Origin of the sequence: Streptomyces sp. NPDC056835, assembly GCF_042789485.1 — a bacterium.
Taxonomy (GTDB): Bacteria; Actinomycetota; Actinomycetes; order Streptomycetales; family Streptomycetaceae; genus Streptomyces.
The window spans coordinates 355,065-378,851 of sequence record NZ_JBHUBB010000002.1 but is presented as its reverse complement, the minus strand read 5'-3'; the positions used below and the strand labels follow the sequence as shown (position 1 = coordinate 378,851).

Genomic DNA, 23,787 nt, shown 5'->3' with positions numbered 1-23,787 from the left:
GTCCCCCTGCCCGCTCCCTTCCCGCCGCCCGGCCGATGCCCGGCCCCTCCCGCTCCGTACCGGCCCGCGCTCCGGGCGCCCTCCCGCGCCCGTGACCTCAGCACTTACTATGCAGACGACGGGCCTGCCCAGGCCCGTCAACGCCAGCGACGGCGTCATGGGGAGGAAGCCCGGTGCGAACCCGGCGCGGTCCCGCCACTGTGAGTCCGGCAGCAGCCGGGCGAGCCAGGAACTCCCGCCGTCCTCCACACCTCGCCCGGGGCGCGGACCCCGAGGAAGGCCAGACGCCGCATGCTTCTGCTCCTGTCGACGTCCGACACCGATCTGCTCAGCGCCCGCGCGGCGAACGCGGCGGGCGGGCCCGTCCCGTACCGCTTCGCCAACCCCGCCCGGCTCGCGCTCGACGAGCTGCCCGCGCTGCTCGACGGCGCCGACCTCGTCGTCGTACGGCTCCTCGGCGGGCTGCGCGCCTGGCAGGACGGGATCGATCTGCTGCTCGCGGGCGACCGCCCCGTCGTGGTCCTCACCGGTGAACAGGCCCCCGACGCCCAGCTGATGGAGGCGTCGACCGTCCCCATCGGTATCGCCGCCGAGGCGCACGCCTATCTCGCGCACGGCGGTCCGGCCAACCTGGACCAGCTCGCGCGGTTCCTCTCCGACACGGTCCTGCTGACCGGCCACGGCTTCGAGCCGCCCGCCGCCGCGCCCACCTGGGGCCGGGTGCCCCGTCCGGTACGGGCCACCGCGCCGGGCGCGGACCGGCCGACGGTCGCCGTGCTCTACTACCGCGCGCACCACCTCAGCGGGAACACCGCCTTCGTGGACACGCTGTGCGAGGCCGTCGAGGCGGCCGACGCCCGCGCCCTCCCGCTCTACGTCTCGTCCCTGCGCGCGCCCGAGCCCGAGCTGCTGGTGGCCCTGCGCGAGGCCGACGCCATCGTCACGACCGTGCTCGCGGCGGGCGGCACCAAGCCGGCCGAGGCATCGGCGGGCGGGGACGACGAGGCCTGGGACGCGGGCGCGCTCGCCGCGCTCGACGTACCGATCCTCCAGGCCCTCTGCCTCACCGGCAGCCGCGCCGCCTGGGCCGGGAGCGACGAGGGGCTGTCCCCGCTGGACGCCGCCTCGCAGGTCGCGGTGCCGGAGTTCGACGGCCGCCTGATCACCGTCCCGTTCTCCTTCAAGGAGCTGGACCCGGACGGTCTGCCGGTCTACGTCGCCGACCCCGAGCGGGCCGCCCGGGTGGCCGGGATCGCCGTACGCCACGCCAGGCTGCGGTATGTCACGAACGCCGAGAAGCGCGTCGCGCTGGTGCTCTCCGCGTACCCCACCAAGCACTCCCGCATCGGCAACGCGGTCGGTCTCGACACCCCCGCGAGCGCGGTGTCCCTGCTGCGCCGACTGGCCGCTGACGGCTACGACTTCGGTTCCGAACCCGTCCCCGGTCTGGCCTCGGGCGACGGCGACGAGCTGATCTACGCCCTCATCGAGGCCGGCGGCCACGACCAGGAGTGGCTGACCGAGGAGCAGCTCGCCCGTAACCCGGTCCGTATCCCGGCCGCCGACTACCGGCGGTGGTACGGCCAACTCCCCGCCGAGCTGCGCGAGTCGGTGGAGCGGCACTGGGGACCGCCGCCCGGCGAGATGTTCCTGGACCGCAGCCGGGCCGCCTCCGGCGGGGACCCGGACGGCGACATCGTGCTCGCCGCCCTGCGGCGCGGCAATCTGCTGATCCTCATCCAGCCGCCGCGCGGCTTCGGCGAGAACCCCATCGCGATCTACCACGACCCCGATCTGCCGCCCTCGCACCACTACTTGGCCGCGTACCGCTGGATCCAGGCCGCCCGCGAGGACGGCGGTTTCGGCGCCGACGCGATGATCCACCTCGGCAAGCACGGCAATCTGGAGTGGCTGCCCGGCAAGAACGCGGGAATGTCGGCCGCCTGCGCCCCCGACGCCGCGCTCGGTGATCTCCCGCTGATCTACCCGTTCCTGGTCAATGACCCGGGCGAGGGCACGCAGGCCAAGCGGCGCGTACACGCCACGCTGGTGGACCATCTCGTACCGCCGATGGCGCGCGCCGAGTCGTACGGCGACATCGCGCGCCTTGAGCAGCTGCTCGACGAGTACGCGGCGATCTCGTCCATGGACCCGGCGAAGCTGCCCGCGATCCGCGCCCAGATCTGGACGCTGATCCAGGCGGCGAAGCTCGACCACGACCTGGGGCTCGACGACCGGCCGGACGACGACGGATTCGACGACTTCCTGCTCCATGTCGACGGCTGGCTCTGCGAGGTCAAGGACGCGCAGATCCGCGACGGTCTGCATGTGCTGGGCGGCGCCCCGGCCGGCGAGGCACGCGTCAATCTGGTGCTGGCGATCCTGCGCGCCCGGCAGATCTGGGGCGGTACGGCCTCCCTGCCCGGTCTGCGCGAGGCCCTTGGACTCGACGAGTCGGCCGCGACCCGTACCACCGCCGACGAGGCGGAGGAACGGGCCCGCGCGCTCGTCCAGGCGATGGAGGACGCCGGCTGGGACCCGGCGGCGGTCCCGGGCGTGGCCGACGGCCTTCCCGAGGGGGTCGCGGCGATCCTCGACTTCGCGGCGCGCGAGGTCGTACCGCGCCTCGCGGGCACCGTCGACGAGATCGAGCATGTGGTGCACGCGCTGAGCGGCGGGTTCGTACCGGCGGGCCCATCCGGATCCCCGCTACGCGGCCTGGTCAATGTCCTGCCGACCGGCCGCAACTTCTACTCCGTCGACCCCAAGGCCGTACCGAGCCGGCTCGCCTGGGAGACCGGCCAGGCCCTCGCGGACTCCCTCCTCACCCGCTACCGCACCGACAACGGCGAGTGGCCGACCTCCGTCGGGCTGTCCCTGTGGGGTACGAGCGCGATGCGCACCTCGGGCGACGACATCGCGGAAGCGCTGGCGCTGCTGGGCGTCCGGCCGGTGTGGGACGACGCGTCGCGCCGGGTGACGGGCCTGGAGGCGATCCCGCTCACCGAACTCGGCCGCCCGCGTGTCGATGTCACCCTGCGCATCAGCGGCTTCTTCCGTGACGCGTTCCCGCACGCGATCGGGCTGCTGGACGACGCCGTACGGCTCGCCGCCTCCCTGGACGAGCCCGCCGACGCCAACTACATCCGCGCCCACGCCCAGGCGGACCTGGCCGAACACGGCGACGAACGCCGCGCCACGACCCGTATCTTCGGCTCCCGCCCCGGTACGTACGGCGCGGGCATCCTCCAGCTCATCGACAGCCGCGACTGGCGCACCGACGCGGACCTCGCCGAGGTCTACACGGTGTGGGGCGGCTACGCGTACGGCCGCGAACTCGACGGCCGCCCGGCGCGCGACGAGATGGAGACCGCGTACAAGCGCATCGCGGTGGCCGCCAAGAACACCGACACCCGTGAGCACGACATCGCGGACTCGGACGACTACTTCCAGTACCACGGCGGCATGGTCGCCACGGTCCGCGCGCTCAAGGGCACGGCCCCGGAGGCGTACATCGGCGACTCGACCCGCCCCGAGACCGTCCGCACGCGCACGCTGGTCGAGGAGACGTCACGGGTCTTCCGCGCCCGTGTGGTCAACCCCCGCTGGATCGAGGCGATGCGCCGCCACGGCTACAAGGGCGCCTTCGAACTCGCCGCGACGGTCGACTATCTCTTCGGGTACGACGCGACGACGGGCGTGGTCGCGGACTGGATGTACGACAAGCTCACGGAGACATACGTCCTGGACCCCGAGAACCGCGAATTCCTCCAGGAGGCCAACCCCTGGGCCCTGCACGGCATCGCGGAAAGGCTGCTGGAGGCGGAGTCGCGCGGGATGTGGGCGAAGCCGGACCCGGCGGTGCTGGACGCGCTGCGGGCGGTGTTCCTGGAGACGGAAGGGGAGCTGGAGGGCGAGGAGGACTGACAGCGGTCCGGTGTCCCGGTGTCCCGGTGTCCCGGTGATCCGGTCGCCCGGACCAACGAGGGCCTGCGATGACCGAGATCTCTGCCGGTCCCGCCACCACCTCGGGCCCGGCCAGGCGTTTTCGTGCGGCCTGGCCGGGTGCTCCGCTGGTCAAGCGATAGCGATCAGCGATCAGGTGATCAGGTGGGGATGGGCTTGGTCTGGGTGCAGTTCTTCCATTCGACCCAGGGGCGGGCGCCGCCGCTCTGGGGGCCGGTGGCGTATTTGGGGTCGCCGGTGATCGTCTGCGTCTTCTCTTCGTGGGTGATGTCGATCCCGAAGATCTTGAAGCCGAAGCTGACTTGTCCGGCGGAGATGCCGAAGCCGATGCCGAGTGAGGCGTTCCACCAGTCGGTGTTGGCGTTGTAGTCGAGCTTGCTGAGTTTTCCCTTGTCGTGAAGGAGTCGTTCGAGGGGGCTGGCGTCGGAGTCCGGTACTTCGGCGGCGTCGGAGGGGGAGGGCAATGGGTTGCCGGCGGGGTCGCCGTTTCCGCGCAGCCAGTCCTCGACGGTGGTGCTGTCGGCGTCGTTGTCGAGGATGAGTTCGGCTGTTTCGGTGTGGATCTGCGAGTGGGTGGTTCCGCCGCCACCGCCGACGTCGATGGTCACGGGGCCGGCGTTGGCGCCCGCCTCGACCTTGACGCCGCCGCCGTCGCCGGCTTCCTGGCTGGTGGTGATGACCAGTTTCTCCGGGTGGTGCGCGGCCCCGTCCTTCTCCTCCTGGTCGTAGGCGGCGGCGTCGTAGGTGACGGCCACCTGCTGCATCCTTTCGCCGGTGGCGACCCCTCCGATGCCGGCCGAGCCTTTGACGGTGAAGGTGTAGACGAAGGTGATCTTCCCCGCGTTCGGTCCGTTCTGGGCGCGCATGACGACGACGTCCTCGGTCATGGTGCCGGAGAGCACTTCGCCGGATATCTTGCCGAGATCCTTGGGGCCGTCGCTCTTTCCGGAGTCCTTGCCGCCCTTGCCGTTGCCCTTGAACTTTCCGCCGAAGCTCGCGTTACCGGATGCCTCGACGGAGGTCTTGGTGATGTCGACGTCCGGCGCCAGCTCCGGTTCGAGATCGGGCTTCTTCTTGTTCGCGTGGTAGCCGCAGATCATTCCCAGCTCCGAGGAGCGTGGGCCGGCGGGCCTGCTGTTGCACTCGCTCTGTGCCTTGAGGTATTCGGTGAACTGCTGTGCGTCCTCCAGGTTGGCCGCCAGGTCCGCCTGGGGATCTTCGCTCTTGTTCCCGCTGAAGAGCCACTGTCCGCCGCTGCCGCTGCCCGCCAGGTACGTGCCGCTCAGCTTGGCGCTGCCGCCCCAGTCCTTCAGGCCGGGGATGCCGGCGGAGATGCTTGCCGTGACGCCGCCGCCGGTCTCGGTCACGCGCTCCAGGGTGACGGTGCCGTCGGACCACTGCTGGAGCTTGACCGTCTCCGAGCTGCTGATCTTGATGAAGAGGATCTGGATGACGACGGTGGTCTTGGTCTGGTCCTGGGACAGCAGGCACCGCGCGGGCTCGAAGGGGTCGCCGTTGGGTACGAAGGGATCGCCGGGCCCCCCGCCTCCGCCGTTGTCGCCCCCGCCTCCGTCGCCGTCCCCGTTCCCGCCGTTCCCGTCGCCCGCGTAGTCGCCGGTGGAGCACGCCTCGGCGCCGCTGAGCGGGTGGAGTATTCGGCACACCGCGCTCTTCAGTCCGGTCGCCTCGTCGGCGGGCACGCTCAGACCGACGATCGCCGCCACGACCAGCGAGACGACACCGACCATCGCGGCGTACTCGGCCCCGCTCTGACCCCGGTCACGCCGCTCTCTGTCGACCAACCCCCGGCTTTGCCTCTGCCATCTGCGCAGCCGGTCGTTGCCCCTCGTGCCCCTCATCAGCTCTCCTCGCCCCACACCGTCCGCGAACCCCCGAGCGAGAGCAGCGTAAGGATTGGGCCGGGCCCAAACGCAGGGTCCCCGGGCCCAGTTGAGGGGCCCAGTTTCAGCCGGGCGCACCCCCTCCTACCTGCGAAAAGTGGCGTCCGGCAGACAGTTGGATGAACTCTGCGGAGACGCGTCACGGCCTCCGTGCCACCGTGCTCCCCGAGCCCGCCGAGAACCGCGAGGCCCCTCTCATAACCGTCCACACCCGCCCGGCCGTTAGGGTCGGGAACATGACCACGGAAAAGCCGTTCCTCTACGTCGTCGTGTGCGCGGCGGGCATCGCGGGCGATGTCGGCAAGCTGATCACCACCGCGCGGGAGCGGCGCTGGGACGTGGGCGTCGGGCGGCTCCAGGCGATGAGTGGCCAGGATGGTGTTGATGTCGTCCCACGTGATCAGGCCGCCCGGCGTCGGGACAGCGGCGGGAACAAGACGGTAGTGGCGGTGGAACACCTGGGCCAGGAACTCGTCCTGGCCCAGGTGGGCCGCCAGATTCAGCGGCGACAACGCTTCTCCTCCTGGATCAGTCGTTGCCGTCGGTGCGGCCGGTGCTGCCGCCGTCGGACGGGCTGACGCCGCGCTCGCGCGCGGACTGGATCCGGCGGCGAGCCCTGACCAGTCCGGCCTGAGCCGGTCCGGTCGTCGGGGCGGCGGAGTTGTTCGACATTGCTCCTCCTGGGGTTGGGGTATGGAGTGGGATTACGAACCCCGCCCCGGACGGCGCTTGATCTGTCCAAGGGCGCGGGCGGATGATCCGCCCGGGGCGGGGGGCTTATTGGGTGGTGGCGGAGACCGCGACACCGATCACGAAGCCGCACGAGCCGGCGATCACTCGGTTGTCGCGCTTGTCGGCCACCAGCGTCCCCACGCCGGCTTGTTCGGCGTCCTTCACGTCGGTCATCTCCATAGGGTGTGGGCCCCTGGAACACGCCCGCCGGGCTTGGGCAGGACGGCAGTAGCCTGGTGGGGGGCGAAGCCTCTGGGGAAGGCGAAACGAGCGTTGCCGAGGGCGCGCAGGAGTTGTCGGTTCCCGGTGAAGCGTGTGCGGGCATGCAGCCAGCGGTGGTTGTCCAGCAGATAGCCCTGTCCGACCTGAAGCATCAGGCGATGCCGGCCGGCGGTGATGGCGCTGCGAAGCACGGGGAGGTAGGGCTGGACGATCGGGCTCCAGCGAGCCAGACCGTCCTGACGCAGCCGTATGGAGATCCGCCCGTCGGCTTGGACGGTGAAGACCTGGGTGGCGTGGCCGGTGCCCGCTCCGAAGCAGGCGGTCCGGGGCTGGCAGAGCGCGACCGCTGCTTCCGGGTTCTCGCTGACGAGGCAGGCGTGGACGTCGCGTCCGTCGGCAAGGAGGGCCTCCCCGTCTGCGGACGCCGGCTGCAGACACACCAGGAGGATCAGACGCGGTGGCCTGGGTGCGCCCGACCGCTCGGTATGGGCTTGTAGCTCCCCGTTGCCAAGGCCGGCGTAGCCGGCGCGGTGGGCGTGGCTGCCGGTGTCCTGGATCAGCGTCAGACCGTCCGGCGCGCCGTGCGGGTGAGGCGTGATCGCCATCAGCCGGGAGGCGAACGCCAAGACCTCCTGTCGCGTCGTCAGCCCGTCCAGGGTGACCATGCCGGTCTTACGAAGCTGTGCGGCGATCACGTCGCTCGCGCGCGGGGCGCGGATGTCGACGTAGTGGTCCGCGAAAAGAGTCTCGGAGCCTGTGGAGGCGTCGAGCATCGCCGTACTCCTTCGATCGGGGTCGGTTCGATCAGAATGGGAAAGCGGGGAGGTCGGGGTAAAGCGACTGATTGTCGGCTCGGACAAATCGGTCGGTGCGACGGTGGATTGACGGGAGCGTGTTACGTTCCGAAGGCCCGGCTCGCACACCGCAGGACGAGGACCGCCGTCATGACGTACACGCCGCCGCTCTGGCCCGTCTCCGTGAAAGGCGTCGCGCTCGACGCGTTGGATCGTGTGCTTCTGCTGCGGAACGAGCGGGACGAGTGGGAGCTGCCCGGAGGTCGCCTGGAGGTCGGCAGCCCCGATGGTGCACAACTGCCGGACGCCAGCCCGGAAACCGCGCTGGAGCGCGAGATCCAGGAGGAGACCGGCTGGGAGGTCAAGGCCGGTCCGCTGATTGACGGCGGCGTGTGGATCTACCAGCCCATCCCCGGGCGACGCGTACTGATCGCGACCTACGGCTGCACCGTGCTGACTCCCGACCGGACGCCGGTCGTCAGTCACGAGCACAAACAGCTCGGCATGTTCACCGCTGACGAGGTGCCAGGGCTGAACATGCCCGACGGCTACAAGCAGGCCATCGCCGCCTGGTACGTCCGGGGACACGCCAACCCGTCGGACCTGGACGACGACAAGCGGACGTAGCCGACCATGGCTGAGGGCGACATCGCGACGCAGACGGGACAGCGCCGGCTCCCGCTTCCCAAGCCCTCGGCCCGGCACGCCCAGTGGCATTGGGCGACACCGCAGGCCCAACTCGTGCTGGCCACCGGAGACCTGGCGGACATCCTCCGCTTCTACCGCCGCGTGCACGGCCTGAATCAGACCGCGCTCGGTGAACTCCTCGGCTACGACAAGACGTACATCTCCGCCCTGGAACTGGGGAAGCGCGTCCTCGACGACGTCGGCTCCCGACGCCGGGTCTGCGAGGCACTGCGGCTGCCGCCCCACGTTCTCGGCATCACCGATATCACCGACACGGACCACCGGGCGATGCTGCAGTTCGGCGAGTCGACCGTCCGGCTCGCCGAGATCGCCCGGCAGTCCGGGCACGCCTCCGAAGCCGTCTCCGAGCTGTGGCCGCTCGTCGCCCGCCTCGAAGCACGTATCGACGACGGCCACACCGAGCGCGACGTCCTGCACCTGCTCGCCCGGGCCCGCGTCGGCCTCGGCGTGGCCCTGGGCAACGTGCTGCCGGAGGAACGCCTGGCCACCGCCGCGCACTGGACGGCCAAGAGCCTCGGTATCACCGAGTACTTCGAGGACCCGCGCATGACCTCGTACGTGCTGCGCATGCACGGCAACGAACTGCGCAAGGCCAACCTGCGCGGCGCGGCCGTCCAGCGTCTGTGCCGTGCCGCGGCCACCGCTCCGGACGACACCGCCCGCGCCGCCGCCCTGCCGCTCCTCGCCCGCGCCGCCGGTGCGCTGGGCAATGGTGAACTGTTCGACCGGGTGATGCGGGAGACCGACGTTCTCCTCGACCGTGTCGACCACACCAGCCTGTTCAACCCCTTCTCGCTGCACGAGATCCGCCTGCGCGGTCTCGTCTCCACAGGGCGCACCGAGGTGGCCATGCGGCTTGTGGAACAGAGTCCGGTGCCCACGACCGTTGTGGCACCGCAATGGCGTGTGATCGAGCTGATCACCGTCGCCCATGTCCAGACGCTGGCCGACGACCGCAATGGCGCCACCCAGTCGCTGGACACCGCGATCCGGGAGGCGGTGGCGCAGCGCCTTCCCCACCAGCTCCAGCGCGTCATGCGCACGGCGGGGACACGACTACCCACGCAACACGCCACAGCGGCCCGGTGTCTGGACCGGATACGAAGTGAGATGGCCGCCTCCTTTTCGTTGACGAAAGGGGCCGGGCGTACAACAGGAGCGTCTTCAACCAGGGCGTTTGGAAGCTCGCCCTGGCCGCTGTCGGCGTGATCCCTCCGCGCGAGCGTGGGGCCAAGTACCTCCAGGCGGCGCCCGAGGACGGCATGCACGCGCTGCGGCACCCGTATGCGTCGGTCCTGTTGGACGTGGGGGAGAGCATCAAGGCCCCTTCGGAGTCGCCCGACGGTCCCTCCCGGCACATGACGAGAGCGAGGTCCGAAGGCCCCGCCCAAACGCCGTGAAACCTCAGATCAGGGCCACACCAGGCAATAAGGCTGATGCCCCGCCTCATGCAAGCGATGGCTGAAGTCCTGCCATTCGTGCAGCAGTTGGTAGACGTTGTACGCGTCCCTCGGGCCGCCCCTGTCCGGGACCGTCGACCAGATGAAGGCCGCCGCGCCCACGGATTCCTCGCCGATGCCGCGCAGCGGGTCCACCACCGTCATCGGGAGTTTGACCACCGCGTAATCGGGATGCAGCACGACCAGTTCGAGCGGCGGCACTTTGTACAGAGGCATGCCCTGAATGCCCGTGAGGACCATCGCCGCTATCGTCTCCGGCTTGATCTTCGTGAACATGCCATTCATGCCGAGCTCATCGCCGCCCAGCTCCTCCGGGCGCATGGAAATGGGCACACGCGCGGCCGTGGCTCCGTCGGGCGCGCCGAAGTATTTGTAGGTCACCCCCACCCGGCCACCACTCCTGCTTTCCGGCGTTGCCGGAGGCTGCTCCCGCGCCTCACGTTCGCGCCGTCGATGCTTTCCACGCCGGGCAGGCTCGGGACCGAGGTCGTCGGTTCCCTCGCCCAGTCCGCCACCGCGATGCATATCTCCACCCGACCACTCGCAGCCATGGCCGCGCAACCCGATCATCGTGACAGTGACCTCCCCCACGAACGTCCGGTGAAACACCTGTCCGCAAGAACGTCCGAGCCTCTGACACCATGGATTCCGTGAGCTTCCCCTATGACGCCCCAGTTTCGCAGACGCTTTTCGACCGCGCGGCCCTCGTGACGCCCGGCGGCGTGAACTCTCCCGTCCGCGCCTTCCGCGCGGTGGGCGGTACGCCCCGGTTCATGGTGTCCGGTAACGGTCCATACCTCATCGACGCGGACGGCCGCGAATATGTCGACCTCGTATGTTCCTGGGGTCCGATGATTCTCGGTCATTCCCATCCAGAGGTCATCGAAGCGGTCCAGGCCGCGGTCGCCCGCGGTACGTCCTTCGGTACGCCCGGTGAGGGCGAGGTGGCGCTCGCCGAGGAGATCGTTGCCCGGGTCGCCCCCGTCGAGCAGGTACGGCTCGTGTCGTCGGGGACCGAGGCGACCATGTCCGCCATCCGGCTCGCCCGCGGTTTCACCGGGCGCGCCAAGGTCGTGAAGTTCGCCGGCTGCTACCACGGGCATGTCGACGCGCTGCTCGCCGCCGCGGGCTCCGGGGTCGCGACGCTCGGGCTGCCCGACACCCCCGGGGTGACCGGCGCGCAGGCCGGGGACACCATCGTCCTGCCGTACAACGATCTTGACGCCGTGCGCCGGGCGTTCGCCGCGCACCCCGGTGAGATCGCCTGTGTGATCACCGAGGCGTCGCCCGGCAACATGGGCGTCGTACCGCCCCGGGACGGGTTCAACGCCGGGCTCAAGGAGATCTGCGCCGCCGATGGCGCGCTGTACATCTCGGACGAGGTGATGACCGGGTTCCGTACGTCGAAGGCCGGCTGGTACGGCGTCGACGGTGTCGCGCCCGACCTGATGACCTTCGGCAAGGTGATGGGCGGCGGGTTCCCGGCCGCCGCGTTCGGCGGGCGCGCCGATGTCATGGGGCGGCTCGCCCCGGCGGGCCCCGTCTACCAGGCGGGCACGCTCTCCGGGAACCCGGTCGCCACCGCCGCGGGCCTTGCCCAGCTGAGGCTGCTCGACGACGCCGCGTACGCGAGGATCGACGCCGTCTCGCGGCAGATCCAGGGGCTGGTGACGGAGGCGCTCAGCAAGGAGGGCGTCGCCCACCGCGTGCAGACGGCGAGCAATATGTTCTCCGTCTTCTTCACGGCCGACGAGGTCCATGACTACGAGGGCGCCAAGCGGCAGGAGTCGTTCCGCTTCACCCCCTTCTTCCACTCGCTGCTGGCCGACGGCGTCTATCTGCCGCCGTCCTCCTTCGAGTCCTGGTTCGTCTCCACCGCCCATGACGAGCGCGCGATCGAGCGGATCGCCGCCGCGCTGCCGGCCGCCGCCCGCGCCGCCGCCGAAGCGACCGCCCCCGAGTCGACGGCTCCCGAGTCGACGGCTCCCGGGCGGACCCCGACCGAGCCCGCCGCCCCCGAGCCCACTGACCCGGAGAACGTCGCATGAGCAAGAGCGAAGAGATCACCGTCGTCCACCTCGTGCGCCACGGCGAAGTGCACAACCCCGACGGTGTTCTCTACGGCAGACGCCCCGGCTACCACCTCTCCGAGCTGGGCAGGCAGATGGCCGACCGGGTCGCCGAGCACCTCGCGGACCGTGACATCACTCACGTCGTCGCCTCCCCCCTGGAACGCGCGCAGGAGACCGCGGCTCCCATCGCCAAGAGCCACGGGCTGACCCTCGACACCGACGACCGGCTGATCGAGGCCGCGAACGTCTTCGAGGGCAAGACCTTCGGGGTCGGTGACGGCGCCCTGCGCAAGCCCGGCAACTGGAGATACCTCACCAACCCGTTCCGGCCGTCCTGGGGCGAGCCGTACATCGATCAGGTCGTACGGATGATGGGCGCCCTGAACACCGCGCGCGACGCGGCCCGCGGGCACGAGGCGGTCGCCGTCAGCCATCAGCTGCCGATCTGGATCGTGCGGAGCTTCGTCGAGCGGCGCCGGCTGTGGCACGACCCGCGTCGCCGGCAGTGCACGCTCGCGTCCCTGACCAGCTTCACCTATCAGGGCGACAAGATCGTCTCCGTCGGCTACTCCGAGCCCGCGCGCGATCTTGTCCCGGCCCATCTGCTCGCCGGCGCCCGGCCGGTCAAGGGTGGCGCCAAAGCCTTTGGGGCTTAGCCGGGCCCAGTCGGGCTTGGGCGGGTACAGCCGGGCATAAGTCGCGTCGGACCGGCCCTCGGCCCTCCGCCCTCATCGCTCTCCGATCCGACCCGCTGATCGCTTCTGTCGTATCTGTTGCTACATCAGTAAAGATATGACAAGTACGGGAACCTCCCCGTTCGTCATCTCATCTCACGTGTTGCCGCTTGTAAGACTTTTATGAGCGGCATACGTACAGACGAACGCGGATGGGAACGGTATGCGCGACATCAGCCGAAGGAGTCTGCTCGGAGCGGGAATTGGAGCCGCCGCCGCGATCGGGATCGCGGGCTGCTCCACCGGGCAGAGCGGCACGGTCCGGCACACGGAGGTGGGCAAGGGCGGTGAGAGCGGAGGCGCGTCGGGTGGTGCCCGCCCCCTCGCTAAAGAGGTCCGGCTCATAGGCGACGGTTCCACTTCCGACACGGGAAAGCAGCCGCACCAGCCGCCCGCCCCGGTCCCCCTGGAGCCCGGCCAGACCCCGCCGCAGTTCGTGATCTTCTCCTGGGACGGGGCCGGCGAGGTCGGCAACGGTCTCTTCCCGCGCTTCCTGGAGCTCGCGAAGAACCACGACGCGGCGATGACCTTCTTCCTCTCCGGTCTCTATCTGCTGCCCGAGTCGAAGAAGACGCTCTACCGCCCGCCGAACAACCCCGTCGGCGCCTCCGACATCGGCTATCTCACCGACGGTCATATCAAGGACACCCTCAAGAACGTCCGCCAGGCGTGGCTGGACGGTCATGAGATCGGTACGCACTTCAACGGGCACTTCTGTGCCGGCTCCGGCACCGTCGGCGACTGGACCCCGCGGCAGTGGCGCAGCGAGATCGACCAGGCCGTGTCCTTCGTCACCGAGTGGCGTACGAACAGCGGCTGGACCGATCTCGATCCGCTGCCCTTCGACTACCGCAAGGAACTGATCGGCAGCCGTACGCCCTGTCTGCTCGGCCAGGAGAATCTGCTGCCGACGGCGAAGAAGCTGGGCTGGCGTTACGACGCGAGTTCGCCCGGCGGCACGCAGCGGTGGCCGGACAAGAAGCTGGGCATCTGGGATTTCCCGCTTCAGCAAGTCCCGTTCCCCGGGCACACCTTCGAGGTCCTTTCCATGGACTACAACATCCTCGCGAATCAGTCGAAGAATTCGACGAACGGCATGACCTCGCGGTACGCGGACTGGCGCAAGCAGGCCACCGAGGCGTATCTCGGCGGTTTCAACCGCGCGTACGAGTCGAATCGCGCGCCGTTCTTCATCGGCAACCATTTCGAGCAGTGGAACGGCGGGATCTATATGGACGCCGTCGAGGAGGCGCTGAAGAGGATGGCGGGCAAGAAGGACGTACGGCTCGTCTCGTTCCGGCAGTTCACCGACTGGCTCGATGTGCAGGACCCCGCCGTACTCGACAAGCTCCGCACACTGGAGGTCGGCCAGGCTCCCGCCGGCGGCTGGAACACTTTCTTCAAAGCCTGAGAAGGGTCCGGGACGAGCCGCCGAAGAGAGCCGCCGGAAGAGCCGCCGGAAGAGCCGCGGAAGGGTCGTACAAGAGCCACGGAAGAGCCGCGGAAGAGCCGCAGAGGGGCCCGGACGCCGACCGGCCACGCGCGTGGATCTTCGCGCGGCTCTTTACAACGGGCTTTACGGGCAGCCAGGGGGGTGCGCAAGATCCCTGAAACGCCCATGCGAAACTTTTCACATGAACTCAGGCCGCGCTCCCCGACGCCGCTCCGAGCGACGATTCCGCGCCCTCCCACCGGTGGTCGTCGGTGTGGCGGCACTGACGCTCTCGGCCTGCGGGGGCGGCGGCAAGTCCGGTGGCGGCGGTGACACCAACTTCGTCACGAACACCGGTGGCATCTCCACCGTCGCGGCGGCCGACCGCAAACCCGCCAACCAGCTCTCCGGCGAGACCCTGGACGGCAAGCGGCTCGATGTGGCCGACCTCAAGGGCAAGATCGTCGTGATGAACGTCTGGGGCTCGTGGTGCCCGCCCTGCCGGGCCGAGGCCCCGCACTTCGCGAAGGTCGCCAAGGAGACCGAGTCGAAGGGCGTGGCGTTCGTCGGGATCAACACCCGGGACGCCAACAAGGGCCCGGCGCTCGCGTTCGAGAAGGACTACGGCGTCCCCTACCCGAGCCTGTACGACCCGGCGGGCAAGCTCATCGTCAACGGCTTCCCGCGAGGAAGTCTCAACCCGCAGTCCATCCCCTCCACGATCGTGCTCGACCGGGACGGGAAGATCGCGGCCCGCGCGCTGATGGCGCTCGACGCGGAGAAGCTGCGCAAGATGATCGACCCGCTGATCGCGGAGAAGTGATCCCGTGCAGGTTCTCGCCGCGACCCCCGGCATGAATGAGACGGTCTACAGCGGAGCGCTGCTGCTCGCGCTGCCGATCGCCCTGCTGGGCGGGCTCATCTCCTTCTTCTCGCCGTGCGTGCTGCCGCTCGTACCGGGTTATCTCTCGTACGTCACCGGCGTCAGCGGTACCGATCTGGCGGATGCCCGACGGGGCCGGATGGTCGTAGGCGCCACGCTCTTCGTCGTCGGCTTCACCGCGGTCTTCGTCTCGGGCGGGGCGCTCTTCGGCTACTTCGGCGGGACTCTCCAGGACCACCGCGAAGTCCTCTCCAAGGTGCTCGGCGTCCTGATGATCCTCATGGGTGTGTTCTTCATGGGGATGATGCCCTGGCTCACCCAGCGCGAATACCGCTTCCACAAGCGTCCGGTGACCGGACTCGCGGGCGCGCCCCTGCTGGGCGCGCTCTTCGGGATCGGCTGGACGCCCTGCCTCGGACCGACCATCTCCTCGGTGAACGCCCTGGCGTTCGACCAGGCGAGCGCGGGCCGGGGGGCCATACTGACCGTCGCGTACTGCCTCGGTCTCGGAGTGCCGTTCGTGCTCGCGGCGGTGGCGTTCCGCAAGGCGCTCGGGGCGTTCGGCTGGATCAAGCGCCATTACGTATGGGTGATGCGCGTCGGCGGCGCGATGATGATCCTGACCGGTCTGGCACTGCTGACCGGCGCGTGGGACAGCATCGTGCAGGACATGCAGACCTGGACCAACGGCTTCACGGTGGGGATCTAGTTCCATGAGCAAGGCGTCCACGAACGACACCGGGACCGACACCGGGACGGACACCGGGACCGACACCCCGACCGCGGCCGGCACCGGGACCGGCACCGCCGAGGCCCGCGAGGCCCGCGAGGCCCGCGACGCGCGTGAACTCGGCGACGCCGGGTCCACCCTCTCCACCGCCCCCCGCGAGGAGCGCGAGGACACCGTCATCGGCGGCCCCACCCTCGGGATCGTCGGCTGGCTCCGCTGGTTCTGGCGCCAGCTCACCTCCATGCGCGTCGCGCTGATCCTCCTCTTCCTGCTCTCCCTCGGCTCCATCCCCGGCTCGCTGATCCCGCAGACCGGCATCGACGAGATGAAGGTGCAGGACTTCAAGGAGCGGCACGAAACGCTCGCGCCGATCTATGACAGCCTCCAGCTCTTCCAGGTCTACAGCTCGGTGTGGTTCTCCGCGATCTACATCCTGCTGTTCATCTCCCTCATCGGCTGTATCGTCCCGCGCACCTGGCAGTTCGTCGGCCAGCTGCGCAGCCGTCCGCCGGGCGCGCCCAAGCGCCTCAACCGGATGCCCGCGTACGCGACGTGGCGCACCACCGCCGAGCCCGAGGCCGCCCGCGAGGCCGCGCTCACGATCCTCAAGAAGCGCCGTTTCCGGGCCCATACGGTCGGTGACGCGGTCGCCGCCGAGAAGGGCTATCTCCGCGAGGCGGGCAATCTCGCCTTCCACATCGCGCTGATCGTGATGCTGGTGGCCTTCGCGAGCGGACAGCTCTTCAAGTACGAGGGCGGCAAGCTGATCGTCGAGGGCGACGGCTTCTCCAACACCCTCACGCAGTACGACGACTTCAAGTCCGGCTCCCTCTTCGACTCGGACGAGCTGACGCCGTTCAGCTTCACCCTGGACGCGTTCACGGGAACGTACGAGCGCAGCGGGCCGCAGCTGGGCACCCCCCGGACCTTCAAGGCCGACATCCGCTACACCACGGACGCGACCGGTCCGGAGAAGAAGTCGGTCATCGAGGTCAACAAGCCCCTCAAACTCGACGGCTCGAAGGTCTATCTCATCGCCCACGGATACGCCCCCGTCGTCTCCGTCAAGGACGGCCGCGGCAAGGAGGTCTTCCGGGGCGCGGTCCCGCTGCTGCCGATCGACAACAACGTCTCGTCCACGGGCGCCATCAAGGTCATGGACGGCTACCGCGACAAGAACGGCAAGAAGGACCAGCTGGGCTTCGCCGCGTTCTTCGTGCCGACGTACGGCGGAAAGGGCTCCGGGCAGATGTTCTCCCGGTTCCCCGCCCTCGACTTCCCGGTGCTCAACATCGGCGCGTACCACGGCAGTCTCGGTGTCGACTCCGGGCTGCCGCAGAACGTGTACCAGCTGAACACCGACAAGATGAAGGCCTTCAAGGACGCCAAGGGCGGTGTTCTGAAGAAGACCCTGCTGCCGGGCGACTCGCTCACCCTGCCCGACGGCGCCGGCTCCATCACCTTCGAGAAGGAGGTCAAGGAGTGGGCGAGCTTCCAGATCACGCACGAGCCCGGTAACACCTGGGCCCTCGCCGGTGCGATCGCCGCGATCGTGGGGCTGGCCGGCTCGCTCTTCATCCAGCGGCGCCGGGTCTGGGTCCGGGCCGTACGGGGCGCCGACGGCGTCACCGTCGTCGAGATGGCGGGACTCGGCCGCAGTGAGTCCACCAGGCTCCCCGAGGAACTGGCCGAGCTGGCCGGCACCCTCTATTCAGAGGCGCCCAGCGCGCCTGATCCCGCAGAAAAGACTGTTGAAGGGGCTGAGAAGTGAATCTCGCCGCCACAGCAACCAATGAGAGCCTGGCACAGACCAGCAATGTGCTGATCTATTCGGCCATGGCCGTCTACCTGCTGGCCTTCTTCGCGCACATGGCCGAGTGGCTGTTCGGCAGCCGCAGCAAGGTCGCGAGGACCGCCGCCGCGCTGACCGGCGGCGACCGGAAGGCCGCGGCGGCGCCGGTGACGGTACGGTCCGCGCGGGAGGGCGGTTCCACGGCCGTCCTTGAGCGGCCGGAGGTCATCACCCGCTCCGCGAGCGGCACCCGCGATCTGCCCGACGGTCCCGGCGCGGCCGGCGGTGACGCGCAGGGCGATCTGTACGGCCGGATCGCCATCTCCCTCACGGTCCTCGCCTGGGGCATCGAGGCGGCCGGGGTGGTCACCCGCGCGCTGTCCGTGCAGCGGGCGCCGTGGGGCAACATGTACGAGTTCAACATCACCTTCACCACCGTGGCCGTCGGCGTCTATCTCGCGTTCCTCGCGCTGAAGAAGAACGTCCGCTGGATCGGGCTGCCGCTCATCATCACGGTCCTGCTCGATCTCGGGCTCGCCATCACCGTCCTGTACACCGACAGCGACCAGTTGGTCCCGGCGCTGCATTCGTACTGGCTCTGGATCCATGTCTCCACGGCGATCTTCTGCGGCGCGGTCTTCTACGTCGGCGGACTGACCACGGTGCTCTACCTCTTCCGTGAGCGGTACGAGTCGAAGCTCGCCGCCGGCCTCAAGCCCGGTTCCTTCGCCACCTCGGTGCTGGAGCGGCTGCCGGCCGCGGCGACGCTCGACAAGTTCGCGTACCGCGTCAACGCCGCGGTCTTCCCGCTCTGGACGTTCACGATCGTCGCGGGCGCGATCTGGGCGGGCGACGCCTGGGGCCGTTACTGGGGCTGGGACCCCAAGGAGGTCTGGTCCTTCATCACCTGGGTCGCGTACGCCTGTTACCTGCACGCCCGCGCCACCGCGGGCTGGAAGGGCCGCAAGGCCGCCTACCTGGCGCTGATCGCCCTCGGCTGCTGGCTCTTCAACTACTACGGCGTGAACATCTTTGTCACGGGCAAGCACTCGTACGCGGGCGTATAACGCCGGTACGCGCGTGCACCGGATACATCAAGAGGCGCCCTCCGCGGTATTGACTCCGCGCGGGGCGCCCCTGTATGTGCGTACGTACTTCTGTTGTCACGTCTGAAGGGCGGCTGTCAGAGCTTCGGCGGGGTGTCGTCCGCGCCGCCACCCTTCTCCGTGCCCTTTTCCGTGCCGTTCTCCTTGCCCTTCTCCTGGTCCTCCCTGAGGGAGTTGAGGAACTCCGGGTTGTCGTCGGGCGCGACCCAGCCGCCGCTACGCACCGCCCGCGTCCGCTCCCGGCCCACGATCAGCCACGAGATGGAGCCGACCAGCGGGAAAAGCAGCACCAGAATCGCCCAGATGGGCTTGGGGAGGTACCGGATCTCCTTCTCATCGGTCGTGATGCAGTCGATGAAGGCATAGATGCTGAGAGCCAACGGCACCAGAAGCATCAGCACCCGAAGCATGGAGGTCCCCTTTTGAGTGGAGAGCGAGACCGGATCGCGGCCCCTGACAGAACCAGGGTAACGAGTAACCGATCAGAGCCGGTCCGGGACGGTCAACGACTTGGCTCGCGGCACCCGACGGTAAGCCCCCGGCGGACCGCGCCGGGGAGGATGACACACTGGAGCGCATGGCTTACGACGATCTCCGCTCGCTGCTCCGGGCGCTGGAGCGCGAGGGCGACCTCAAGCGCATCAAGGCCGAAGTCGACCCGTACCTGGAGGTCGGGGAGATCGTCGACCGGGTGAACAAGGCGGGCGGGCCCGCGCTGCTCTTCGAGAACGTCCGCGGCTCGGCGATGCCCCTCGCCATGAACGTGTACGGCACGGACCGCCGGCTGCTCAAGGCGCTCGGGCTGAAGTCGTACGGCGACATCAGCGACAAGATCGGCGGACTGCTCAAGCCGGAGCTGCCGCAGGGCTTCATCGGGGTGCGCGAGGCGTTCGGAAAGCTCAGCTCCATGGCGCATGTACCGCCGAAGAAGATCAAGGACGCGCCCGTCCAGGAGGTGGTCCTCACCGGCGACGACGTCGATCTGGACCAACTGCCCGCGCTGTTCACCTGGCCCGAGGACGGCGGCTCCTTCTTCAACCTCGGTCTCACCCACACCAAGCACCCCGAGACCGGCGTCCGCAACCTCGGGCTCTACCGGCTCCAGCGCCACGACCGGCGCACCATCGGGATGCACTGGCAGATCCACAAGGACAGCCGCAACCACTACCAGGTGGCCGCCAAGCGCGGTGAACGGCTGCCCGTCGCCATCGCGTTCGGCTGTCCGCCCGCCGTGACGTACGCCTCGACCGCCCCGCTGCCCGGTGACATCGACGAGTACCTCTTCGCGGGCTTCGTCCAGGGCCGGCGCATCGAGATGGTCGACTGCAAGACCGTGCCGCTCCAGGTGCCCGCCAACGCCGAGGTCGTCATCGAGGGTTGGCTCGAACCGGGGAAGACGCTCCCCGAGGGCCCGTTCGGCGACCACACCGGCTTCTACACCCCGCAGGAGCCGTTCCCCGCGCTGACCATCGACTGTGTGACGATGCGGAAGCGACCGCTGCTCCAGTCGATCGTGGTCGGCCGGCCGCCGACGGAGGACGGGCCGCTGGGTCGTGCGACGGAACGGTTCTTCCTGCCGTTGCTGAAGATCATCGTGCCGGACATCGTGGACTACCACCTGCCCGAGTCGGGCGGCTTCCACAACTGCGCGATCGTCTCGATCGACAAGAAGTACCCCAAGCACGCGCAGAAGGTGATGCACGCCATCTGGGGCGCGCACATGATGTCGCTGACGAAACTGATCGTGGTCGTTGACGCGGACTGCGATGTGCATGATCTGCACGAGGTGTCCTGGCGGGCGCTGGGCAACACCGACTACGCGCGCGACCTCACCGTTGTCGAGGGCCCGGTCGACCATCTCGACCACTCCTCCTACCAGCAGTTCTGGGGTGGCAAGGCGGGGATCGACGCGACGAGGAAGCTCCCCGAGGAGGGCTACACCCGGGACGGCGGCTGGCCGGAGATGGTCGAGTCCGACCCGGAGACGGCGGCGAAGGTCGACCGGCGGTGGCGGGAGTACGGGCTGTGAGCAGTGCGGCGGCGGCAGTACCGCAATCGGGCAGGACCAGGGCGTTCCTTCGGCTGGTGATGATCGAGCACTCGGTCTTCGCGCTGCCGTTCGCCTATATCGCCACACTGACCGCGATGTTCCAGCTGGACGGGAACGTCCACTGGGTCCGGCTGCTGCTGGTCACCCTCGCGATGGTCGGGCTCCGTACGTTCGCGATGGCCTGCAACCGGATCATCGACCGCGAGATCGACGCGCGCAATCCGCGCACGGCGGGACGCGAACTGGTGACGGGCGCGGTCTCGGTGCGCTCCGCGTGGACGGGCGCGCTCGTCGCCGTCGTCATCTTCCTCGGGGCCGCGGCGGCGCTCAATCCGCTCTGTCTCGCCCTCGCGCCCATCGCCGTGATCCCGATGGTGGTCTATCCGTATGGGAAGAGGTTCACCAACTTCCCGCACGCCATCCTCGGTATCGCCCAGGCCATAGGCCCGGTCGGCGCCTGGCTCGCCGTCACCGGCAGCTGGTCGTGGGACGCGGTGATCCTCGGTCTCGCGGTCGGTATCTGGATCGGCGGCTTCGACCTGATCTTCGCCTGCCAGGACGTCCAGGCGGACCGCGCGCACGGCGTGCTGTCCGTACCGGCCCGGTTCGGTATCCCGGCGGCGCTGTACGGGGCGCGTGCTTGCCATGTCGTGACCGTGGCACTGCTGGTCTGGTACGCGCTGGCCACCGGCGCCGGGGCGTTCTTCTGGACCGGGCTGGCCGTCGTCGCCGGTGCGTTCCTGTACGAGCACTCGATCGTGAAGCCGGGCGATCTGTCGCGGCTGAATCGCGCGTTCTTCAGCGTGAACGGCTTCATCGGGATAATCCTCTTCGTGGCCGCGCTGCTGGATCTCCTGGTGCGGGGCCTGACGCTGTAGGGCCTGCCCGGTGCCGAGTTCAGCCCCCGCGCCGAGTTCAGCCCCGCGCCGTTATTCGCTCGTTCAGCGGGGGCGGCCTGCGGAACATGAACGCGGCCATCACCCCGCCGATCAGTCCGAAGAGATGGCCCTGCCAGCTGACGGCCGAGTTGGTCGGCAGGACGCCCCACAGGGCCGAGCCGTAGAACGCGAGGACCAGCAGACCGGTCACGATGTCCACCGCGTTGCGGTCGACGAAGCCGCGCACCAGCAGATAGCCGAGCAGTCCGAAGACCACCCCGGAGGCGCCCGCCGTGACCGTGTGGTCGGCGGCGGTGAGCCAGACGCCCAGGCCGCCGACGACCATGATCGTGAGCACGACGGCGGCGAACCGCCGCAGACCGGTCAGCGCGGCGAGGAAGCCGAGCACCAGCAGCGGCACGGAGTTGGACACGAGATGGTCGTAGCCGTGGTGCAGGAAGGCCATCGGAATGACATCGCGCAGCTCGCCGACGTCACGCGGGCTCAGTCCGTACGTACTGAGCGAGCCGGTCGCGCCGTTCACCGCTTCGAGCACCCAGAGCAGCGCGACCCAGCCGATCATGACGGCCGCGGCCGGCTTCATCCGTGAGGTCCGGCTCCGTGCGGTCGTGCCGGCGGTCGGATACGGCATCGCGGCCCCCCTCTGGTCACTGCGCGTCTGTCGGGTCTGTCGGGATGTCTCCCTGTCCGTGTTCCCGTGCTTCTGTCCCGGTGAACGTCCGGGGTACGGTCATCGGTTCCTGTCCCGGGCCGCCGGATAGGCTCGGATCCGTGAAGCCCGGATCGTACGAAGACCAGCACAGTCCGCGACAGCCCCGGCGGCCCTGGGTCGTCGGCGTCTCGGGAGCGTCGGGGACGCCGTACGCGGCGGCCGTGCTGCGGGGGCTGCTGGACGCGGGAGAGCGTGTCGATCTCGTGGTCAGCCGGGCGGCGCGGCTGACCCTGCTCGACGAGACGGGCGTCGCCTTCAGGGACGCGCGCTGGCGCGACGATCTGCGCACCTGGCTGGCGCGCGGCGCGGACGGCAAGCCGGACGCCTTCGATGTGAAGCTGAGCCGGGACGCGGCCGCGGACGACGTACGGCACTGGTCGGCCGGAGATCTGGCGGCCGGCCCTTCCTCGGGCTCGTACCCCGTGAAGGGGATGCTGATCGTGCCCGCGTCCACGGCGAGCGTGGCCGGGGTGGCGCTCGGTCTCTCGAAGGATCTGCTCCAGCGCGCGGCGAGCGTGACCCTGAAGGAGCGGCGGACGCTGGTGGTCGCCGTACGGGAGACGCCGCTCAACGGGCAGACGCTGAAACACCTGGTGACGCTGGACGAGGCGGGCGCCGTGGTGCTGCCCGCCTCTCCGGCGTTCTACGCGGGGGCGACACATATCCAGGATCTGGTGGACTTCGTCGCCGGGCGGGTCCTGGACGCGGCAGGGGTGCCGCACCGGCTGTACCGCCGTTGGGAGGGAGAGCTTGGCGGGCTCTCGCGGTGATGAGGGATGAAGGATGGGGGATGAGGGATCGGGTCGGACAGCGCCCGGGTCGGGAACCGTACGCGGGCGGGCCGTATCGGATGCGCCCGCTCAGCGCTTCTTGGCGCGGCGCCGCGCGCGACCGGCCTTGTCGGCGCCGGCGCGGCCCGCGGTGACGGCCTGATGGACACGCGAGCGGCTGGCCTGCTCCTGAAGCGAGCGCATCTGGGCGTAGGCCATCTCGATCGTGTACACGGTGGGTCTCACTCCTGAAAGATCGAAGGATCATCGTTGATCGCTTGAAAGATTCGCAGGACTTCAGCCCTGCATGCCTTAGATTCTACACGTAAACTTGCGAGATTGCTGATTAATGGAAGGCTTCAGGCATATGGACGCCGTGGATAGGCAGCTCATCCAGGCCCTCAGGGAGAACGGCAGAGCTTCGTACGCCGAGCTCGGCAGGCTCGTCGGGCTCTCCGGGCCCAGCGTCACCGACCGCATCAACCGTCTCGAAGCGGCGGGCGTCATCACCGGCTACCGCGCCACGGTCGACTCGGCCTCGCTCGGCCTCGGCGTCACCGCGCTGATCGGGATCTCGCTCTCCGACGCCGCCGACCACGAGGACGTGGCCCGCCGGATGCGCGACCTCGGGGAGATCGAGGACTGCTGGTTCATCGCGGGCGACGACTCGTACATGCTGAAGGTCCGCGCGAGCGATGTGGACGGCCTGGAGAAGACGATCCGCCGGCTGAGCGGTACGAAGGGCGTCTCCCGGACCCGTACCACCATCGTGCTCTCCACCAAGTGGGAGAACCGGGTGGGGGAATTGCCCGAAGAGGCCTGAC

The 23,787-nt window shown here is 69.2% G+C and carries 21 protein-coding genes, 2 pseudogenes and 1 riboswitch; of the genes and pseudogenes, 16 read left to right on the top strand and 7 right to left on the bottom strand.

What is annotated here, in order from left to right; translation table 11 throughout:
* Nucleotides 1-162 precede the first annotated feature (162 nt).
* A riboswitch (cobalamin riboswitch) is annotated at nt 163-235 on the top strand.
* Nucleotides 236-291: 56 nt separating this feature from the next.
* Nucleotides 292-3,927: a cobaltochelatase subunit CobN gene (cobN, locus tag ACFRMN_RS04260; RefSeq protein ID WP_383012882.1), complete on the top strand. Its 3,636-nt coding sequence runs from the start codon at nt 292-294 to the stop codon at nt 3,925-3,927.
* 179 nt (nt 3,928-4,106) lie between these two features.
* On the opposite strand, the gene ACFRMN_RS04255 is transcribed toward cobN, so the two are convergent.
* Nucleotides 4,107-5,825 carry a hypothetical protein gene (locus tag ACFRMN_RS04255; RefSeq protein WP_383012879.1) on the bottom strand — a complete coding sequence of 573 codons (1,719 nt, stop codon included), beginning with the start codon at nt 5,823-5,825 and terminating at the stop codon, nt 4,107-4,109.
* 278 nt (nt 5,826-6,103) lie between these two features.
* Here ACFRMN_RS04255 and ACFRMN_RS04250 point away from each other — a divergent pair.
* A pseudogene (locus ACFRMN_RS04250) lies at nt 6,104-6,214 on the top strand (flavoprotein); the annotation flags it as partial.
* A gap of 430 nt (nt 6,215-6,644) precedes the next feature.
* Here ACFRMN_RS04250 and ACFRMN_RS04245 read toward each other — a convergent pair.
* Together ACFRMN_RS04245 and ACFRMN_RS04240 are read right to left on the bottom strand one after the other, a co-directional pair.
* Nucleotides 6,645-6,773, bottom strand: a complete 129-nt coding sequence (locus ACFRMN_RS04245) for a hypothetical protein (protein ID WP_383012876.1) — start codon at nt 6,771-6,773, stop codon at nt 6,645-6,647.
* Nucleotides 6,770-7,594, bottom strand: coding sequence for a TauD/TfdA family dioxygenase (locus tag ACFRMN_RS04240; RefSeq protein ID WP_383012873.1), 825 nt, complete (start codon nt 7,592-7,594; stop codon nt 6,770-6,772). Before ACFRMN_RS04240 ends, ACFRMN_RS04245 begins: the two co-directional genes overlap by 4 nt.
* Nucleotides 7,595-7,765: 171 nt before the next feature.
* Between ACFRMN_RS04240 and ACFRMN_RS04235 the strand changes: the two genes are divergently transcribed.
* The 3 genes and pseudogenes from ACFRMN_RS04235 to ACFRMN_RS04225 form a co-directional block, all read left to right on the top strand.
* Nucleotides 7,766-8,242 carry an NUDIX domain-containing protein gene (locus ACFRMN_RS04235; RefSeq protein ID WP_383012870.1) on the top strand — a complete coding sequence of 159 codons (477 nt, stop codon included), beginning with the start codon at nt 7,766-7,768 and terminating at the stop codon, nt 8,240-8,242.
* Between the two features lie 6 nt (nt 8,243-8,248).
* Entirely contained in the window at nt 8,249-9,532 is a 1,284-nt protein-coding gene (locus ACFRMN_RS04230) for a helix-turn-helix domain-containing protein (RefSeq protein ID WP_383012868.1), read from the top strand.
* Nucleotides 9,439-9,657: pseudogene (locus tag ACFRMN_RS04225) on the top strand (site-specific integrase); the annotation flags it as partial. The gene ACFRMN_RS04230 and the pseudogene ACFRMN_RS04225, both read left to right, overlap by 94 nt.
* A 75-nt stretch (nt 9,658-9,732) precedes the next feature.
* Here the strand turns inward: ACFRMN_RS04225 and ACFRMN_RS04220 are convergent.
* On the bottom strand, nt 9,733-10,308 hold the full coding sequence (locus ACFRMN_RS04220; protein WP_383013062.1) for a hypothetical protein: 576 nt from the start codon (nt 10,306-10,308) through the stop codon (nt 9,733-9,735).
* Nucleotides 10,309-10,424: 116 nt separating this feature from the next.
* Between ACFRMN_RS04220 and hemL the strand changes: the two genes are divergently transcribed.
* From hemL to ccsB, 7 genes are all read left to right on the top strand, one after another.
* Nucleotides 10,425-11,831: a glutamate-1-semialdehyde 2,1-aminomutase gene (hemL, locus tag ACFRMN_RS04215; RefSeq protein WP_383012865.1), complete on the top strand. Its 1,407-nt coding sequence runs from the start codon at nt 10,425-10,427 to the stop codon at nt 11,829-11,831.
* On the top strand, nt 11,828-12,511 hold the full coding sequence (locus tag ACFRMN_RS04210) for a histidine phosphatase family protein (protein WP_383012862.1): 684 nt from the start codon (nt 11,828-11,830) through the stop codon (nt 12,509-12,511). The genes hemL and ACFRMN_RS04210 overlap by 4 nt, the downstream gene beginning before the upstream one ends.
* Nucleotides 12,512-12,752: 241 nt before the next feature.
* Entirely contained in the window at nt 12,753-14,000 is a 1,248-nt protein-coding gene (locus ACFRMN_RS04205) for a hypothetical protein (RefSeq protein ID WP_383012859.1), read from the top strand.
* Between the two features lie 223 nt (nt 14,001-14,223).
* Complete coding sequence (locus ACFRMN_RS04200; protein WP_383012856.1) at nt 14,224-14,844, top strand: TlpA family protein disulfide reductase; 621 nt, start codon at nt 14,224-14,226, stop codon at nt 14,842-14,844.
* A 31-nt stretch (nt 14,845-14,875) separates the two neighbouring features.
* Entirely contained in the window at nt 14,876-15,613 is a 738-nt protein-coding gene (locus tag ACFRMN_RS04195; RefSeq protein WP_383013059.1) for a cytochrome c biogenesis CcdA family protein, read from the top strand.
* Between the two features lie 4 nt (nt 15,614-15,617).
* Complete coding sequence (locus ACFRMN_RS04190; protein WP_383012853.1) at nt 15,618-17,405, top strand: cytochrome c biogenesis protein ResB; 1,788 nt, start codon at nt 15,618-15,620, stop codon at nt 17,403-17,405.
* Nucleotides 17,402-18,493, top strand: a complete 1,092-nt coding sequence (gene ccsB, locus ACFRMN_RS04185; RefSeq protein WP_383012850.1) for a c-type cytochrome biogenesis protein CcsB — start codon at nt 17,402-17,404, stop codon at nt 18,491-18,493. The genes ACFRMN_RS04190 and ccsB overlap by 4 nt, the downstream gene beginning before the upstream one ends.
* A gap of 116 nt (nt 18,494-18,609) precedes the next feature.
* Here ccsB and ACFRMN_RS04180 read toward each other — a convergent pair whose 3' ends face one another.
* The gene (locus ACFRMN_RS04180) at nt 18,610-18,942 is read right to left on the bottom strand and encodes a PLD nuclease N-terminal domain-containing protein (RefSeq protein WP_383012847.1); all 333 of its coding nucleotides are present in this window, start codon (nt 18,940-18,942) and stop codon (nt 18,610-18,612) included.
* Nucleotides 18,943-19,109: 167 nt separating this feature from the next.
* Between ACFRMN_RS04180 and ACFRMN_RS04175 the strand changes: the two genes are divergently transcribed.
* Together ACFRMN_RS04175 and mqnP are read left to right on the top strand one after the other, a co-directional pair.
* Nucleotides 19,110-20,561 carry a menaquinone biosynthesis decarboxylase gene (locus ACFRMN_RS04175; RefSeq protein WP_383012844.1) on the top strand — a complete coding sequence of 484 codons (1,452 nt, stop codon included), beginning with the start codon at nt 19,110-19,112 and terminating at the stop codon, nt 20,559-20,561.
* Nucleotides 20,558-21,460: a menaquinone biosynthesis prenyltransferase MqnP gene (gene mqnP, locus ACFRMN_RS04170; protein ID WP_383012841.1), complete on the top strand. Its 903-nt coding sequence runs from the start codon at nt 20,558-20,560 to the stop codon at nt 21,458-21,460. The genes ACFRMN_RS04175 and mqnP overlap by 4 nt, the downstream gene beginning before the upstream one ends.
* Before the next feature lie 37 nt (nt 21,461-21,497).
* On the opposite strand, the gene ACFRMN_RS04165 is transcribed toward mqnP, so the two are convergent.
* Complete coding sequence (locus ACFRMN_RS04165) at nt 21,498-22,112, bottom strand: rhomboid family intramembrane serine protease (protein WP_383012838.1); 615 nt, start codon at nt 22,110-22,112, stop codon at nt 21,498-21,500.
* Nucleotides 22,113-22,252: 140 nt separating this feature from the next.
* Here ACFRMN_RS04165 and ACFRMN_RS04160 point away from each other — a divergent pair, with 140 nt between their 5' ends.
* Nucleotides 22,253-22,963 carry a UbiX family flavin prenyltransferase gene (locus ACFRMN_RS04160; RefSeq protein ID WP_383012835.1) on the top strand — a complete coding sequence of 237 codons (711 nt, stop codon included), beginning with the start codon at nt 22,253-22,255 and terminating at the stop codon, nt 22,961-22,963.
* A 90-nt stretch (nt 22,964-23,053) separates the two neighbouring features.
* Here ACFRMN_RS04160 and ACFRMN_RS04155 read toward each other — a convergent pair whose 3' ends face one another.
* Entirely contained in the window at nt 23,054-23,197 is a 144-nt protein-coding gene (locus ACFRMN_RS04155; protein ID WP_383012832.1) for a hypothetical protein, read from the bottom strand.
* 133 nt (nt 23,198-23,330) lie between these two features.
* On the opposite strand from ACFRMN_RS04155, the gene ACFRMN_RS04150 reads away from it, so the two are divergent.
* Entirely contained in the window at nt 23,331-23,786 is a 456-nt protein-coding gene (locus ACFRMN_RS04150) for an Lrp/AsnC family transcriptional regulator (RefSeq protein ID WP_249948422.1), read from the top strand.
* Nucleotide 23,787 lies beyond the last annotated feature (1 nt).

What these genes read in the sequence shown, in the direction of transcription:
- cobN (WP_383012882.1), top strand. Translation starts at nt 292, where the DNA reads ATGCTTCTGCTCCTGTCGACGTCCGACACCGATCTGCTCAGCGCCCGC.
- ACFRMN_RS04255 (WP_383012879.1), bottom strand. Translation starts at nt 5,825, where the DNA reads ATGAGGGGCACGAGGGGCAACGACCGGCTGCGCAGATGGCAGAGGCAA.
- ACFRMN_RS04245 (WP_383012876.1), bottom strand. Translation starts at nt 6,773, where the DNA reads ATGACCGACGTGAAGGACGCCGAACAAGCCGGCGTGGGGACGCTGGTG.
- ACFRMN_RS04240 (WP_383012873.1), bottom strand. Translation starts at nt 7,594, where the DNA reads ATGCTCGACGCCTCCACAGGCTCCGAGACTCTTTTCGCGGACCACTAC.
- ACFRMN_RS04235 (WP_383012870.1), top strand. Translation starts at nt 7,766, where the DNA reads ATGACGTACACGCCGCCGCTCTGGCCCGTCTCCGTGAAAGGCGTCGCG.
- ACFRMN_RS04230 (WP_383012868.1), top strand. Translation starts at nt 8,249, where the DNA reads ATGGCTGAGGGCGACATCGCGACGCAGACGGGACAGCGCCGGCTCCCG.
- ACFRMN_RS04220 (WP_383013062.1), bottom strand. Translation starts at nt 10,308, where the DNA reads ATGCATCGCGGTGGCGGACTGGGCGAGGGAACCGACGACCTCGGTCCC.
- hemL (WP_383012865.1), top strand. Translation starts at nt 10,425, where the DNA reads ATGGATTCCGTGAGCTTCCCCTATGACGCCCCAGTTTCGCAGACGCTT.
- ACFRMN_RS04210 (WP_383012862.1), top strand. Translation starts at nt 11,828, where the DNA reads ATGAGCAAGAGCGAAGAGATCACCGTCGTCCACCTCGTGCGCCACGGC.
- ACFRMN_RS04205 (WP_383012859.1), top strand. Translation starts at nt 12,753, where the DNA reads ATGCGCGACATCAGCCGAAGGAGTCTGCTCGGAGCGGGAATTGGAGCC.
- ACFRMN_RS04200 (WP_383012856.1), top strand. Translation starts at nt 14,224, where the DNA reads ATGAACTCAGGCCGCGCTCCCCGACGCCGCTCCGAGCGACGATTCCGC.
- ACFRMN_RS04195 (WP_383013059.1), top strand. Translation starts at nt 14,876, where the DNA reads ATGAATGAGACGGTCTACAGCGGAGCGCTGCTGCTCGCGCTGCCGATC.
- ACFRMN_RS04190 (WP_383012853.1), top strand. Translation starts at nt 15,618, where the DNA reads ATGAGCAAGGCGTCCACGAACGACACCGGGACCGACACCGGGACGGAC.
- ACFRMN_RS04180 (WP_383012847.1), bottom strand. Translation starts at nt 18,942, where the DNA reads ATGCTTCGGGTGCTGATGCTTCTGGTGCCGTTGGCTCTCAGCATCTAT.
- ACFRMN_RS04175 (WP_383012844.1), top strand. Translation starts at nt 19,110, where the DNA reads ATGGCTTACGACGATCTCCGCTCGCTGCTCCGGGCGCTGGAGCGCGAG.
- ACFRMN_RS04165 (WP_383012838.1), bottom strand. Translation starts at nt 22,112, where the DNA reads ATGCCGTATCCGACCGCCGGCACGACCGCACGGAGCCGGACCTCACGG.
- ACFRMN_RS04150 (WP_249948422.1), top strand. Translation starts at nt 23,331, where the DNA reads ATGGACGCCGTGGATAGGCAGCTCATCCAGGCCCTCAGGGAGAACGGC.